Source organism: Psychrobacter sp. DAB_AL32B, assembly GCF_002224105.1.
Lineage (GTDB): Bacteria > Pseudomonadota > Gammaproteobacteria > Pseudomonadales > Moraxellaceae > Psychrobacter.
Window position 1 is genome coordinate 18,305 of sequence record NZ_NEXU01000008.1, and the last position, 14,906, is coordinate 33,210.

At 43.4% G+C, this 14,906-nt stretch carries 11 protein-coding genes and 1 pseudogene; 3 read left to right on the plus strand and 9 right to left on the minus strand.

Annotated elements, in window-relative coordinates; translation table 11 throughout:
• Positions 1 to 164 precede the first annotated feature (164 nt).
• The 5 genes from fis to mrcB form a co-directional block, all read right to left on the minus strand.
• Positions 165 to 524: a DNA-binding transcriptional regulator Fis gene (gene fis, locus CAN34_RS14595; RefSeq protein WP_079692167.1), complete on the minus strand. Its 360-nt coding sequence runs from the start codon at positions 522 to 524 to the stop codon at positions 165 to 167.
• 177 nt (positions 525 to 701) lie between these two features.
• Entirely contained in the window at positions 702 to 1,979 is a 1,278-nt protein-coding gene (locus CAN34_RS00865) for a zinc-ribbon and DUF3426 domain-containing protein (protein ID WP_089554040.1), read from the minus strand.
• A gap of 178 nt (positions 1,980 to 2,157) precedes the next feature.
• Positions 2,158 to 3,084, minus strand: a complete 927-nt coding sequence (gene prmA / locus CAN34_RS00870; protein ID WP_089554041.1) for a 50S ribosomal protein L11 methyltransferase — start codon at positions 3,082 to 3,084, stop codon at positions 2,158 to 2,160.
• Between the two features lie 214 nt (positions 3,085 to 3,298).
• The gene (locus tag CAN34_RS00875) at positions 3,299 to 4,087 is read right to left on the minus strand and encodes a M48 family metallopeptidase (RefSeq protein WP_089554042.1); all 789 of its coding nucleotides are present in this window, start codon (positions 4,085 to 4,087) and stop codon (positions 3,299 to 3,301) included.
• A gap of 30 nt (positions 4,088 to 4,117) precedes the next feature.
• Positions 4,118 to 6,607: a penicillin-binding protein 1B gene (mrcB, locus tag CAN34_RS00880; protein ID WP_089554043.1), complete on the minus strand. Its 2,490-nt coding sequence runs from the start codon at positions 6,605 to 6,607 to the stop codon at positions 4,118 to 4,120.
• A 439-nt stretch (positions 6,608 to 7,046) separates the two neighbouring features.
• Between mrcB and CAN34_RS00885 the strand changes: the two genes are divergently transcribed.
• Positions 7,047 to 9,884 carry a heavy metal translocating P-type ATPase gene (locus CAN34_RS00885; protein WP_089554044.1) on the plus strand — a complete coding sequence of 946 codons (2,838 nt, stop codon included), beginning with the start codon at positions 7,047 to 7,049 and terminating at the stop codon, positions 9,882 to 9,884.
• 110 nt (positions 9,885 to 9,994) lie between these two features.
• Here CAN34_RS00885 and CAN34_RS00890 read toward each other — a convergent pair whose 3' ends face one another.
• Positions 9,995 to 10,717 carry a Bax inhibitor-1/YccA family protein gene (locus tag CAN34_RS00890; RefSeq protein ID WP_089554045.1) on the minus strand — a complete coding sequence of 241 codons (723 nt, stop codon included), beginning with the start codon at positions 10,715 to 10,717 and terminating at the stop codon, positions 9,995 to 9,997.
• A 361-nt stretch (positions 10,718 to 11,078) separates the two neighbouring features.
• Between CAN34_RS00890 and CAN34_RS00895 the strand changes: the two genes are divergently transcribed.
• Both CAN34_RS00895 and CAN34_RS00900 read left to right on the plus strand, forming a co-directional pair.
• On the plus strand, positions 11,079 to 12,032 hold the full coding sequence (locus CAN34_RS00895; RefSeq protein ID WP_174668329.1) for an NAD(+) kinase: 954 nt from the start codon (positions 11,079 to 11,081) through the stop codon (positions 12,030 to 12,032).
• A 55-nt stretch (positions 12,033 to 12,087) separates the two neighbouring features.
• Complete coding sequence (locus CAN34_RS00900) at positions 12,088 to 12,399, plus strand: YeaC family protein (RefSeq protein ID WP_089554047.1); 312 nt, start codon at positions 12,088 to 12,090, stop codon at positions 12,397 to 12,399.
• A gap of 105 nt (positions 12,400 to 12,504) precedes the next feature.
• Here the strand turns inward: CAN34_RS00900 and CAN34_RS00905 are convergent, their stop codons facing one another.
• The 3 genes and pseudogenes from CAN34_RS00905 to CAN34_RS00915 form a co-directional block, all read right to left on the minus strand.
• Positions 12,505 to 12,879, minus strand: coding sequence for a HopJ type III effector protein (locus tag CAN34_RS00905; RefSeq protein ID WP_089554048.1), 375 nt, complete (start codon positions 12,877 to 12,879; stop codon positions 12,505 to 12,507).
• A 171-nt stretch (positions 12,880 to 13,050) separates the two neighbouring features.
• Positions 13,051 to 13,218, minus strand: a pseudogene (csrA, locus tag CAN34_RS00910) (carbon storage regulator CsrA); the annotation flags it as partial.
• Between the two features lie 308 nt (positions 13,219 to 13,526).
• A complete protein-coding gene (locus tag CAN34_RS00915; protein ID WP_079692157.1) occupies positions 13,527 to 14,813 on the minus strand; it encodes an aspartate kinase in 1,287 nt (428 codons plus the stop codon).
• Positions 14,814 to 14,906: the final 93 nt, after the last annotated feature.

Genomic DNA, 14,906 nt, shown 5'->3' on the forward strand with positions numbered 1-14,906 from the left:
CCTGACGTAAACGTCTGGCAAGGTAATAATGACAATCAGTGCAGAGCATATCGCGATTGATAAGATCATAAACTATAAACTGCCATACATAATGAATATCAGTTAGGGTAGATGAGCGTGTCATGCAGATGGTTGGCAGTACCAATTAAAAGTAAGAGTTGGTACTACATTAAACCATAAGTTTTGAGCTTCTTGCGTAGTGTACCGCGATTGAGACCCAAAATTTGCGCACACTTGGTTTGATTGCCTCGGCTCTTTTCAAGCACAACAGATAACAGCGGCTGTTCTATTTCTTTTAAAATAAGCTCATATAAATCGGTTGGTATCTCATCACCTAACATCGCAAAGTATTGTCGCACAACGCGCTCAACATGCACTCGTAAAGGTTCATGTGTGTGACTTGTGCTCTCTAAAGAAGGCTTTACATCGTGATTTGAGCGATGGTAGTCCTCTTTATAATAATCAGTAGGATTCTCAGCGCTTTTGTGAGAATGACTGGCATTATACTGTACATGGGGTGCCATAAGATAATGTCCTTGAGATTAAAGAGTAAAACCATGAGGCGTTCGAGTGCTATTATATCAAAGTCATAGCGCATAATATCAACAGATTGGGCGCCATCATAGCGATCGTAGCAACGATGCTGTTGATTGTTATTGATTTAAAGCAATTACCATAAATATTATCGGCATTAAGCCGTTCTAATAAATGGGGCTGATGTCGACTTTATTAATTTGAGCATTGGCTACTGGTACTGTAAAGAGTAGTTGCCTACGACTCTCAGCCCCTAATTGACTTTGCGTACTCAATAAGTACTCATTTGGCGCTGCAATAAATTCGCCAATAAGTGCATTTGCACTATAAACACTAACTTTAATATGAGGGTACAGCTGCGCTTGTGGGCTTTGGTTATTCAAAGTGACGCTGACATCGCTAAATGTATTTGCGGCCTTAATCTGGCTGGGTTGGTGCTTAACATTGCTCATCGTCAATGCCGTTAAATCAGCACTAGGTAGGCTACAAGCCGCGATTGAGCATATTGCCTGTAGGCGTTCAGCATAAGCAGGATTTTTAACCAAGTTATCTAAGTTGAAAATAACATACTGAGCAAAAAGTAGCAGGGTTAATACCAAACAGCCGAATAGCCATAATAATGAGGCAATAGAACGTCGCGCTGGCGTTGGCGAAAATTTATCTTGTGTTTGCATTTTTTTAGCATGGGCGGCGTTGCTACTGTCTTCTTCTTTGAAAGAAACGCCCATACTCAGAAGTAACTGTGATAAGTCAGTCTCATTTTTTGGCGCGTCTTCGTTTTGATTTTGCTCTTTGAGCAGTTTTTCAAGCCACGATTCATCGGCATTATCATTGATATTAGCATGAATGTCATTAGACGCTGCGGAGCTCAGAGCTATTTGCGCTGATGATGGGGCGTCTCTTAACGAGGCAGTCGCTGATGGTGTTGTATTTAATATAGTAGCGGATGAATATGGATTTTTATCTAATTTCGCAGAAGGTTTTTTTTGCAGTGTGTCGTTTGTGGTAGTGGCATGGTTGGAATCGGTATTTTGAGTTAGCCAAGCATTCATACTATCTAGTGAGTCGTATTCTAACTCTTCATCGTCATCTGCTTCAATATCCATATCATCATGAATCATATCATCATGAATTAAGGTATCTGCTGCTGATTTTTTTGAACGATAGGATTGTAAATCAGAATTGTCAGTGTCAATAAGCAGTGCCGATGCGTTTGAAGAAGGGCTTTCTTTATCTGAACCAATTCTGCTGCTAGCGGTATCTATACTGGTTATATCTTTATTACTAAGGTCTGTATCGGCAGTCACGATAAGATTGTTATTCACCAAAAAGCTTTGCTGACAGTTTTCACAGCAGACCGTAGCGGTTTTTTGGTTCAACTGGGTTTTCTTTATATTGAAACTGGCATGGCAATGAGGGCACTGAGTTTTTATTGGCGTGGTCATAGGGTCAAATCCAAAAAGGTATAAGTATTAATACCGAGTAGCCACTCATCAACCGCTGCCGATTATTCTAATGTCATTATTTAAATATTCTATACATCATCCATAGGCAACCATAGAGCAGCGTCAAATACATAATATTTAACTGCTTCTCTATCGTAACAGATGTAATTTAATGTTGCTAGCCTGTAAATATACCAGATAAACGCTGCCAATGCTGATCTTCTTGCGCGGTAAAAGCATGTTTAGGGTCGAGCGCAAAATAGGGCTGATACGCTTCAGTCACTTGTTCGGTTTGTGACTCAATTAAGCCTGCGAGCACGATACGGCTTTTTGCTGCCATTAAGGTGACAAAATAAGGGGCTAAACCGATAAGCGGCTTGGCTAAAATATTGGCAACCAAGAACTCTACTGGTTGTATGTCATTTTGTTGCCAATAAGTAGTAAAGTCCTCTGGCAAAAAGGCTTGCAAACGGTCATCGACATGATTGCGTGCTGCGTTTTGATTGGTAGCGAGTACCGCTTGTGGGTCAATATCGACAGCATAGACGTGGCGAGCCCCTAACAATAGCGCTGCGATGCCTAAAATACCTGAGCCACAGCCATAATCTATAACCACTTTATCTTTGAGATTCTCTTCAGTCAGCCAGTCCAAACATAATCGAGTAGTGGCATGGTAGCCGGTACCAAAAGCCAGACCTGGATCCATAATGATATTGGTAGCTTCAGGATTTGGCGGCGTCAGCCAATTAGGAACAATCCATAAATCATTGGCACACTCAATCGGTTTATAATTGGACATCCATTCACGCTCCCAATCCTTATCATCCACAGCACTCAGCCAAGTTCGGCTAGCATGTACTTGCGCGGCGATTTCATGGCTCAATTGCTCAATAGCCTGACGATTGCCAGCATCCGTTGTGGCGTCGAATAACCCTGTTAAAATGACCTCATCCCATAGTGGCGATTCACCAGGGAGCGGCTCGAATAAGGGTTGATCCCCTGCGTCATCGAGTGCAATTGATAAAGCGCCTGCTTCTAATAACAGCGCCTCGGCGAGATCGACATTATCTTTTTCACACTGTAAATGCAGTTGTTGCCATGCCATAACGGTAACCTTAGTTCAAAATAAAAGAGGGATTGGTATTTTTAATAAATAATAAATGAGCAAAATCTTGATTGCTGATAGGTGTTGCAGAGGCTATATTAGCGCTCAAAATTAGTGCTGAAAGTTAGCGCTAAAAAACCAGTAATCGCTATTAACCATTAAAGGTTTATGAATAGAGGCTAAGAAGCAGGCGCTCATAATACGTTTGACCCAGTTAGCGTAGCGCTTGCTTGGCTTCTTTTATCACCCGTGCATTGCCTTGTTGTTGCCCAGATTGTAGGATAATCTGCCATAGAGCACGGCGGCGACTGCTATCTTGAGAAACGCTAAGACCACGACGTGCCATCGCTTCAGCCTTACGCGGTTGGTTCTTTTTCAGCGCTACTTGGGCCAAATAAAAATACACTGCTGATGATTTGGGAGCAAGGCGCTGTGCACGGGTAAAGCTGCTCTCAGCGCCATTTAGATTACCTGCCTTTAATTGCCCTGTACCCACTTGCATAAGGTTGCGAAATGCGGGTAAATTACTATTATTAGTAGCAGTTTGTTGACTGCGTTGCTGCGAGTTTTGTCGTGCTCGCTCTAGTAAGTCATTATGCGACGGTATGGAAGGCTGAGATATTATCTCATCTTCACGAGAAGGCGTCAGAATAACAATATCAGGCTGTGTCACCACTGGGCTTTGACTGGGCGGCGTGAATACGGGTGTTGCTGCCGTTATTGGCTTTGTCGATGTAGTCTGCTCAGATGGAGTATCAGGCTCAATCGGGTAATTATTTTCCGTTTCAATTTCTGTTTCAATGATAGGCGCTTGAGTCACAGACGTCGTTGTGACCGCTGGTGTCTTATTTATCGAGGTTGGCGCAGTTTGACAGGCGCTCAAGCTCAACATGCCGAAAAGGGCACTGGTTACAAGCACAGTATTAATTAGCTTAGTCTGTTTTTTAAACGGTATGTCAACAGCCTGCTTAGCTAGTATCGTTTGCTGTGTAAATAACGCCATATTAAAAGCCTTTTTTAAGTTTTCAAAACTTTAGAACCACTCAACAGCACGGTCATACCAAGTATCGGCACTATTTGTGCTATCACCCTCTTGGTCGGCATTGTTAGCTTCATCACCCGCATCAACGGCTTCGCCATTTGGAATATCTAAGCCTTCGCGGCGGCGCTGTTGGTTGATAGAGCCTTGCTCATTTTGCCATTGTGTCTGCTCACGAGCTTGATCTTGTTGATATAAGCCGATAGCGCAACTGCTGGCTTCTTGTGGTAAATATGCAGACATAACGGGCAAGTAGCGTGCACTGGCACAGCGCTCATTTGATAGCTTGCCTGAGTTGTTCTCTAACCACAGCCATTCAATACCTTCTGGTTCAGGTAGCGCAACAGGCGTCAGTTTTAAACGATTCATATAATCGACCCAAACTGGCAAAGCGCCGCTACCGCCACTTAGACCAATTGGCTTGTTATCATCACGTCCAACCCAAACCACGCTGACATAGTTGCCGCTATAACCCGCGAACCAAGCATCGCGATAATCGTTCGTAGTACCTGTTTTACCGGCAAGGTTTAAATTGCTGCCAAGCGATTGGATGCGTCTAGCCGTACCGTTTTTGACAACGTCTTGCAAGGCGTAGTTAATCAAAAAGTTGGTCTCAGGCGGAATACTGCGCTGAGTATTTAATCCAGTACGCTGTAAGATACGCCCGCGGTCATCAATGACGCTGCGGATACTGTGAATTGGCGTACGAAAGCCACCGGTTGCAAAGACTTGATATACGCCAAGCATATCCATTGGGCTAAGATTGACTGAGCCTAATAACGCTGAAGGATAGGGTGGGATTTTCTTTTTAACACCCATGCGCTTTAATTGTTTGGCAAAAGTATCGATCCCAAACTCCATACCTAAGCGTACTGCACTATGGTTGTAAGATTGAGATAGCGCTGTGGTAAATGGGACATAACCATGGTCACGATTGTCATAGTTTTTCGGATTCCATTCAGTGCCATCACTTAAATTGACGGTAATTGGTGAGTCGTCAACCGAACTTGCCAAATTATAGCGTCCACTTTCAAGCGCCGTCATATAAATAATTGGCTTTAATAACGAACCCACTTGTCGTTTGGCGTCTACTGCACGGTTAAACCCAGTAAATTCGCTTCCACTACCAACCACGGCAACCAGCTCGCCGGTCTCAGGGTTGGCACTGACTAAAGCACCTTGTAAATCTTTGGTTTTGCTACTGTTGCGACGCAGCTGGCCAAGTTCTTTATCGACAGCTTTGTCCGCCGCCAACTGGGCAATAGGGTCTAAGGTGCTGATAATAATCAGACCTTCATTTTTAAGATCGTCAGAATAATAGACGTCATTTAGTTCCCGTTTAACGATATCTAAAAAATCAGGGAACTGGCTTTTTCCTTCAACGGGCTTATCAACCACACCAAGTGGCTGCTTTAAGGCTTTATCGTAGTCTTCTTGACTGAGCGAGCCTACTGCTAACATATTGCTAAGTACCACGTCACGGCGCGCTTTTGAATCGTTTGGATGACGACGTGGGTTATAAACGCTAGGTCCTTTTGCCATACCGACAAGCAAGGCTTGTTGGTCTAAGCGCAGTTCATTGAGCGGTTTATCAAAGTAAAATTGTGACGCCAAGCCGAAACCGTTAATAGAGCGCTTGCCGTTTTGACCCAAATAAATCTCATTTAGATAGGTTTGTAGAATTTCATCTTTACTATAGTGTAGCTCAAGTAGCACGGCCATCAAGGCTTCATTGGCCTTACGTTTAAGCGTGCGATCTGAGTTAAGATAGAAGTTTTTGATCAACTGCTGGGTGATGGTCGAACCACCCTGCCTAGAACCACCAGAGGAGTTATTCAGTACGGCGCGGGCAATACCACGTATCGATACGCCTTTATGTTCATAAAAACCACGATCTTCTGTCGCTATCAGGGCATCAATGAGCGGCTGCGGCACCTGATCTAAAGAAACGACCATCCGATCTTCATTGCTGTCTGGATAAATACCACCAATATTGACTGGCTCAAGACGAATAATACCGGTTTTAGCAGGCAAGGTACTTTGTACAGAGTCAACCTTATTGCCAGCAATCGTCAGTTTGATGACTTGCTCTTTGTCCACATCGTTTGCGCTATAAGTAAAGCCACGCGTATGGATAAAATAGGTATTGCCTGCCTTATGATAAGTACCCGTGCGATCATAAGCTTTGTTGTTTTGATAGTTGAGTAATTCCAGCCAAGTCTTCATGGTATCTTTATCGACATTGGCGCCCTCATATAACTCAAGGGGCTGCGAATAAACCTTTGCAGGAATATCCCAGCGTTTACCCTCAAACTTACTGGTAATGGTGCGATCAAGCTTGAGCAGATAAAGGGCTAATAGCACCATGCCCGCGATAATGACAATTAATAAAATACTACTAAACACCATGCCGCGCTGCTGTGAAGGTAGCGTATTTATAGCAGGCTTAGATGACTGTGGTCGCTTAGAATTAGATTTTTGCACGGATGACACACCATTTTGGGATAAAAAACTGCCTCATAATGACGCAAATTGACAAATTTTTCAATCTATCATCATCAACTCAGGCATTCATTTGGATTATACGATGAAGGCTTATACTGCTCAGAGTGCTTGCTTATAGTATAATCTTTAATAGAATACTCGTATTTATACGAAAGTATGAAAAGCTTTTAATTGGCTTAATGAATGCCATATAAGGTAGTCATTTACGATAACAAGTTAAAATGTCTATAACGATGTATTTTGTATGAATTAGCAGTAGTTGCTATTATTTTTTACGGTGTGCTAGCCATATCAATAATTATATTAATAGTCATTTAAAATAGCAGTGTTAATCGCTATCGAGCAGATTAGAGGATAGGAAGTTTACCCAAAGCGAATTGGCTGTAAGCAAACCTATCTAAAGGAAATAAGTGCGATTATGTCCAGTGTCCAATCACCAGCTTCATCAATCACCAATTCTCATCATCAAGACAACTCTATTATTGAAGGTCTGGTACTGCCTTTTGCCGGTCACTGCTTTCATTGCGGAGATCCGGTGCCGCAGCCGCCGTTTCATACCGATATATTAGGTAAGTCGCGTGAGATGTGCTGTATGGGCTGTCAGTTAGCGTCTCAAAGTATTGTAGAAGCGGGACTTGAGCAATACTATCTTGACCGCTCGGAAATTAACCGTACGGCAAGCTTGCCAACGCAACTGACTCGCCTTGAAGCTTATGATCATGAGGAAATAAAATCACAGTTCGTTTATGCGCAAGACGGCATGTCGGTTGCAGAGCTGTCCGTCAATAACCTACGCTGTGCAGCCTGTACGTGGTTGATTGAATCGCGTCTCGATGAGCTGGATGGTATCAGTAAATGTCAGGTCAATTTGACCAATCAGCGCATGCGGGTAATTTGGGATGAGGATAAGCTACCTATTAGCCGTATTCTCGCTGTCATTAATGAAATTGGCTATGAAGCCAAGCCTTATCGGCAAGATACCCACGAAGCCATGCTAGCACGTCACAATAACCAAATGCTAATAAGGCTTGGTATCGCGGCATTGGGTTCGATGCAGGCGATGATGTATGCGGTGGCAATTTATTTCGGTGAATATAGCGATATGCTGATATTTCAGCGAGATTTTCTGCGCTGGGTGTCTTTATTCGTTAGTACGCCGGTATTCTTTTATGCTGGTGTGCCGTTTTTCACTTCAGCATGGTCAGCGATTCGTGCCCGTCAAGTCAATATGGACGTGCCCGTTAGTATTGCCTTGATTGTCACATTTTTTGCTAGTCTTTTTGCTACTATTACTGGGCAAGGGGAGACCTATTACGACTCGGTTAGTATGTTTATTTTCTTCTTGCTGGCAGGGCGTTATATTGAGCACAATGCACGGCTAAAAGCGGCAACCATGGCCAATGATTTGGTGGTCGTTGAGCCGGTTTTGGTACAGAAAATTGCTGAAGATAAGGACGCTGCTGAAAGCATTTTGCAGCTATTAGAACAAAACAGCGTTCAGAAAAATGCTCTTAAACAAGAAAGCGAAGAGTCTGCTAATCAGATTGATGATGTTGCTGTTAATGGGTTTGTTAACGGGGCTAGTAATGAGCTGAATAGTCAAACTACAGCGAGCGCTACGCCTAACTTTATGCAAAGTATGGATGCTAATATATTTACATTAACATCACGTATTGCTCAAGAATGGCAGCAGACCCGCCAGCAACGATTGACGGTCTCAAATACAAACGATGAGGCAGAAGAAAAGCAAATGGTAACAGCCCATAGTTTACAAGTGGGTGACATCATCATGATAGAGGCGGGCTCCGAAATTATCAGTGATGGTATTTTACTTAGCTCAACTGCGACGGTGTCACAAAGCTTGCTAACGGGCGAAGGCGATTTAATCAGTAAGTCTCAAGGCGATTATATCGTTGGCGGTGCGCAAAATGATAGTCAACCATTTGAGATGCTAGTCACAGCGCTGCCAGAAGATAGCCAAATAGGTCTAATCGACAGGCTGATGAATCGGGCGATGAGTGAAAAGCCAAAACTGGCACAGCAAGCAGATAAGCTGGCACGTTGGTTTGTCGCACGGATTTTAGTCTTGTCGGTTTTGGTATTTATCGGTTGGTACATTGTCGACCCGAGCCAAGCGATTTGGGCGACGGTTGCCGTGTTGGTTGCTACTTGCCCTTGTGCACTCTCCTTAGCGACACCGATTGCCCTAACTGTAGCGACCAATCGACTGGCAAGCTATGGTTTTTTGACGACCCGTGGGCATACGCTACAAACGCTCGCTGAAATAACCCATGTGGCTTTTGATAAAACGGGTACGCTGACCTATGGTAAACCTAATCTATTAAATATTGAGCTGCTGCCAGCCACTGAGGTTGCAACTACCACAAACGAGCAAAAAGACACGCTACTGGCAATCGCTGCGGCTCTAGAAGTCGGTAGCCGTCATCCGATTGCGCATGCCTTGCTCACCGCTGCCTATCAGCTACATCTACCCGCCACCCAAGCTTTACAGTATTATCCGGCGGGTGGAGTGGAAGCAATGATTGATGGTGTGCTATATCGAATTGGTCATGTGAATTTTGCTTTAAATAGAGCAAATGATGATGCCAATGCGCATAACGATTTGACCATTGATTTGGTTGCACAGCGTGCCAGCTCAGCCGTAGTTTTATCTTGTCAGCAAAACAACTCGTGTGAATGGCAAGCGCTGGCGTGTTTTTACTTTAATGATAAGGTACGTGATAGTGCTAAATCGATGCTCGATACGCTGAAAGAGCTAGGTATTGAGTCTATCATGTTGACCGGCGACCCAAGCCCGCAAGCGCTGGTGATGGCTGAAAGTTTAGGCATGCAGTCAGCCTATAACGGACTGTCGCCAACGGATAAGGTCAACCACATTCAGCAGTTGCAAGCTAAAGGGGCAGTGGTGCTGATGGTTGGTGATGGTATTAACGATGCGCCAGTATTGGCAGCAGCAGATGTCTCGACCTCAATTGCCGGTGCTGCTGATTTGGCGCAAGTATCAAGTGACAGCATTATTCTAAATGGACAGATTGAAGCTATTATAGCGGCAAAACGTATCGCTGATAAAACCAAACGTATTATTAAACAAAACTTGCGCTGGGCACTTATTTATAACGGTAGCGTATTGATACCAGCGGCTTTGGGTTATGTACCGCCTTGGCTTGCTGCCATTGGTATGTCATTAAGCTCGTTGTTTGTGGTCTTAAATGCGCTGCGTTTAAAACGTGCTTAGTTTAAATCAGCTTAAAGCAATTTAAATAAGCCTTTAATATTTACCCATAAAAAAACCGCCTTTTATAAAGACGGTTTTTTTATTTCAATGATTGTTAAACAGTGTTTAGATTAATCTTGTAGATAGCTTAGTAGACGCATAAATTCGATATACATCCACACTAGTGTTGCAAGAAGACCAATACTGAACAACCATTCGTAGTCTTCTGACACACCCGTTGCCACGCCGCGCTCAATGTTATCAAAGTCTAATAACAGCGTAAAAGAGGCGATCACAATCACAAACAAGCTAAAGCCAATAGCGATAGCGCCACCTTCAAATAAGAAGGGTAGGCTTGAACCAAAGGCTAACGAAAGTACCCACTGAGCCACGTAAACAAGCATGATAGCAATCAATGCTGAGGTCACGATTGAGCGGAATTTTTCAGTAACCTTTACTAAGCCTGAGCGATATAGTCCCAACATGACTGCTGCTGTTACAAACGTTGCACACATAGCAGTGACTGGCACGCTTGGATACATTCTCATGAAAAACAGCGAGATACCGCCCAAGAATATACCTTCTAAAAGTGCATAAGGGACGGCGAAGGTTTTGGCTTTTTGAGGTTTAAAGGTAATAAAAATCGCTAAACCAAAGGCAGCAAACATACTACCAAAAGCCGCCATCGTGATAAAACCTTGTGATAAACCTGCCATCAGTGCATAAAAGAAAAAACCAATACCTGTGATAGCCGATAGCCCAAGCAGGAGACTGGTCTTTTGAATCACGCCCTTAACCGTCATCGGCGTACCGCCAACGGCAAGCTCTGCGCGACTGACAATAGGATTTGCCATAAATGTGTCCTTAATAAAATATTTAATAAAATATAAATAATAGTGATGTCAGCTACTTTAGCAAAACCGCCATTATTGTCAACGGTGATTGCGTGACAGCATACAAGGCTTTACGCAACTATTGAGTCGCTTATTGCTCCTATATACAGCGATATTAAGTAGCTAAATAAACACGCCTAAAAAGACGTATGATAGTTTTTATATGGGGTTAATTACGACAGTTAACAACGATAATTCACAAACATGCTAGTCTAACTGCTTATTTATCGCTATCATTGCCCTGTATTTTACCGTTATGCCGAGTCGTTTTATGGAAAACTCAGCGCAGTCAGAAAGATTGCCGCACTTACATGAATCAGAGATGTTCCACGCTATCAAAAATCCTGCCTTTCGGCGTATCGGCTTGATGGGTCGCGCGGGAAAACGCAGTGTTACCCAAAGTATTGCGCAGATTGCCCAGATAATCAACGAGATGAATCTTACGTTGATTATGGATGTGCAAACTTCCAACTTACCCACATTAAATCTCACTGAGATTGAAAGGGTCAAAATCGTCAAGCGTAGCTTGATTGGCGAGATTTGTGACCTCGTTATTGTGGTCGGTGGTGATGGTTCCATACTTCATGCTGCTGAGGCGTTGGCGCGCTACCGTGTACCTGTGTTAGGGGTGAACCGTGGTCGTCTTGGTTTTTTAGCCGATGTTAAACCTGATGAAGCTGCCTTTAAACTACGCCAAGTATTGATGGGGGATTATCAGTTAGATCATCGGTTTCTGCTAACGATGGAGATTCGCGAAGGTCGCAAGATTATTCATGAAGACATGGCGCTCAATGATGTGGTGTTGCACGCTGGTAAATCCGTTCATATGATTGATTTTCAGCTGACAATCGATGGGCATGATGTATATCGGCAGCACAGTGATGGCTTAATCGTGGCGACACCGACGGGTTCAACTGCCTATGCACTCTCTGGCGGTGGTCCAATTATTCATCCGAGCATGGATGCGATATGTTTGGTGCCCATGCACCCGCATACGCTGTCTAGTCGACCCATTGTAGTGAGTGGTACTAGCGAGATTTGTATTCGTATCCACGAGGACAATCGCACGCAGCCGATGGTCAGTGCTGATGGCAAACCTAGCATACCGCTCGATCAAGAGCAGCGTCTGTATATTCGCAAGCATCCTGATAAATTAACCTTGCTACATCCGCCAGGGTTTGATTTCTATGAAGCCTGCCGGACGAAGTTGCACTGGAACGTCCATGCCGAAGAGTTCAGTCTTGATACTGATGATGATATTATGGAAGATGAATAAGCGTATCTATTAGATAAAGCATGCCATATAAAAACAGTAGTGGAGAGTAGATAAGATGGATAAACAAACAATATTAGCAAGCTTGACGCCTGAAATAGCCGATAATTTTCGTATGGCGATTGAGTTGGGCAAATGGCCAGACGGTCGTAAGCTAACAGCAGAGCAGCGCGAAACCTGTATGCAAGCGGTTATGGTGTGGGAGCATGAACATCTACCGCCTGCTGAGCGTACCGGTTATATTCATAAACCGATAAGAGAGGATGGCTCTATCGTCGGTGCTGAATGTGATGTCGAGCACGAGCATCACTATCCTAATATGCCAAATCCCAAAGGTGCGGTGCAGCCGATCAAATTTCGTGATAAATAAAATGGTCTTATAAAAGCTAGTCTGATCAATAATTCAGCTGCCAAAACTAAAAAAGCCACGCTATGATGATAGCGTGGCTTTTTTAGTTGTTTTACAAATAAACGATTAAAGTGCAGTAGTATCGACACTTGGTCGCACCGTCAATGGATTGTTTTCCATCAAAAACCCTTGCCAGCCCCAATGTAAAAAATTGCGGATATTGGCATGATCGGTACCTTTAGGGGTCGCTTGAACCTTGGCGTAGTGCTCACCGAACAGCTTTAACGTGTCTAATTGATTTAAGCCATGGTGCTTAGCAAGGCCAAAAATTTTAGCGCTACCTTCGTTTTCACCGGCAGCGTTATGTACCATACCATTGACAAAAGGCGTTGGCGCATAACGATAAAAATCATCAATAAAGCTGATAACATCATTGAATCCAATGGCTTTTTTATTCAAACCATTAAGTAGAGCCGATACATCTGATTGGCGAATACTCATAAATAAATGACCTCAGAGCAGATTAAAAAGCAAAAATTATAGTGCTTGGTTTATGCTCAATGATTATTGATAGTTAGGCATGAAGCCAACCGCTTAGCGATTAAAATAGTCTTCATCATCGAATGAAGGCGCAAAACTGCCTTGTTCAAGATGTTGCATTTGCGACTGTACAGTACGCTCATGCTGAATACGCTGGTAGATCTCTTCGCGGTGTACGGCAATATCTTTTGGCGCATCAACGCCAATACGTACTTGATTGCCTTTGACACCTAGGACAGTCACACTGACCTCATCGCCAATCATTAGCGTTTCGCCCACGCGGCGTGTCAAAATTAACATGCGTCACACTCCTTATGTCGCATCAACAGATTATTACTCATCAGATTGCGTCTCAATTACAGGACATTACCGCAGCACGAAATATAATGCATAACAAGGTGCTAATAGCGGTAATGATAGGTAGATTCATTTAGCCCAAATGAAAACCTCATTATAGGGGGCATAACTGATACTGTCACGAGTTTTCACAAAACTATCAGGTATATAATAATCTGAACGAGGATAAAAAAAGAAAATAGGGTCCTATAAGACCCTATTTAATTAACATACTATGAAAAATAATAAATTAAAAAATGTTAAGTTGAAGATTATAGCCCAGCAATTTTGCTGTCACCGTCTTCACGGTCAAGGCCAAAGGCAGTATGTAGTGATCTCACGGCTTTTTCTAGATACTGCTCTTGGATAAGAACAGACACCTTGATTTCGCTGGTTGATATCATTTGAATATTGATATTGTTTTCTGCTAGAGTCTGAAACATCAGGCTAGCAACACCAGCGTGAGAGCGCATACCGACCCCAACTAATGAGACTTTAACGACTTCATCATTGGCCAAGATTTCTTTGGCACCGATCTCATCTTTGACTTCGTTTTCTAGTACTTTCATGGTTTTTTCCATGTCAGTACGGTTGACGGTAAAAGTAAAATCGGTCATGCCGTTGGTTGATAGGTTTTGCACTATCATGTCAATTTCGATATTCGCGCGGCCAATAGGGCTGAGGATAGCAGAGGCGATACCAGGATGATCAGGTACACCGCGTACGACGATTTTTGCTTCGTCTCGATTAAAAGCGATACCTGAGATGATTGCCTGTTCCATATTGTCTCCTTCGTCTATCGTAATTAGGGTGCCGACATTGTCTTGAAAGTCTTGGTCGAAGCTACCATCGTTGTTTTCATCAAAGCTAGATAATACGCGCAGTGGTACGCCGTATTTGCCAGCGAATTCTACTGAGCGAATCTGTAAAATTTTAGAGCCAAGACTTGCCATCTCAAGCATTTCTTCAAAAGTAATCTTTTCAAGTTTTTTAGCTTTTGAGGTGACGCGAGGGTCAGTGGTATAGACGCCATCGACATCGGTATAGATTTGGCATTCATCAGCGCCTAGCGCAGCAGCAATAGCGACACCTGTGGTATCTGAGCCGCCGCGACCTAACGTCGTCGCATTACCATCCTCATCGATACCTTGAAAACCTGCCACAATAACAACGTTACCTGCATCTAGCTGTTCACGGATGTTTTTATCATCAATGCTTTCGATACGGGCTTTATTATGAGCATTATCGGTTTTAATAGCGACTTGACGACCGGTAAATGATCGTGCGCCAACGCCAAGCTCTTGAATTGCCATAGCAAGTAAAGAGATAGAAACTTGCTCGCCAGTTGAGACCATTTGGTCATATTCGCGTGGATTGGGCTGACTGCTGATTTGGCGTGCTAAATCAATCAAACGGTTGGTTTCGCCGCTCATGGCAGAGACGACAACGACCACTTGATGACCATTATCATGCCAGCGCTTGACTCGTTTGGCGACGTTTTTGATGCGGTCGATACTGCCCATCGAGGTGCCGCCGTATTTTTGTACTATTAACGCCATAAAAATCTACCTATTATTCATCAATGGTTATCTGTTAATTAAAGACATCAATCCGTCATGCCACTACTTATAAATTCAGTGCTAGATTAATTT

Coding starts and splice junctions, on each gene's coding strand:
- CAN34_RS00900 (WP_089554047.1), top strand. CDS start 12,088: ATGGATAAACAAACAATATTAGCAAGCTTGACGCCTGAAATAGCCGAT.
- prmA (WP_089554041.1), bottom strand. CDS start 3,084: ATGGCATGGCAACAACTGCATTTACAGTGTGAAAAAGATAATGTCGAT.
- CAN34_RS00915 (WP_079692157.1), bottom strand. CDS start 14,813: ATGGCGTTAATAGTACAAAAATACGGCGGCACCTCGATGGGCAGTATC.
- CAN34_RS00905 (WP_089554048.1), bottom strand. CDS start 12,879: ATGAGTATTCGCCAATCAGATGTATCGGCTCTACTTAATGGTTTGAAT.
- CAN34_RS00895 (WP_174668329.1), top strand. CDS start 11,079: ATGTTCCACGCTATCAAAAATCCTGCCTTTCGGCGTATCGGCTTGATG.
- CAN34_RS00875 (WP_089554042.1), bottom strand. CDS start 4,087: ATGGCGTTATTTACACAGCAAACGATACTAGCTAAGCAGGCTGTTGAC.
- fis (WP_079692167.1), bottom strand. CDS start 524: ATGGCACCCCATGTACAGTATAATGCCAGTCATTCTCACAAAAGCGCT.
- CAN34_RS00890 (WP_089554045.1), bottom strand. CDS start 10,717: ATGGCAAATCCTATTGTCAGTCGCGCAGAGCTTGCCGTTGGCGGTACG.
- CAN34_RS00865 (WP_089554040.1), bottom strand. CDS start 1,979: ATGACCACGCCAATAAAAACTCAGTGCCCTCATTGCCATGCCAGTTTC.
- CAN34_RS00885 (WP_089554044.1), top strand. CDS start 7,047: ATGTCCAGTGTCCAATCACCAGCTTCATCAATCACCAATTCTCATCAT.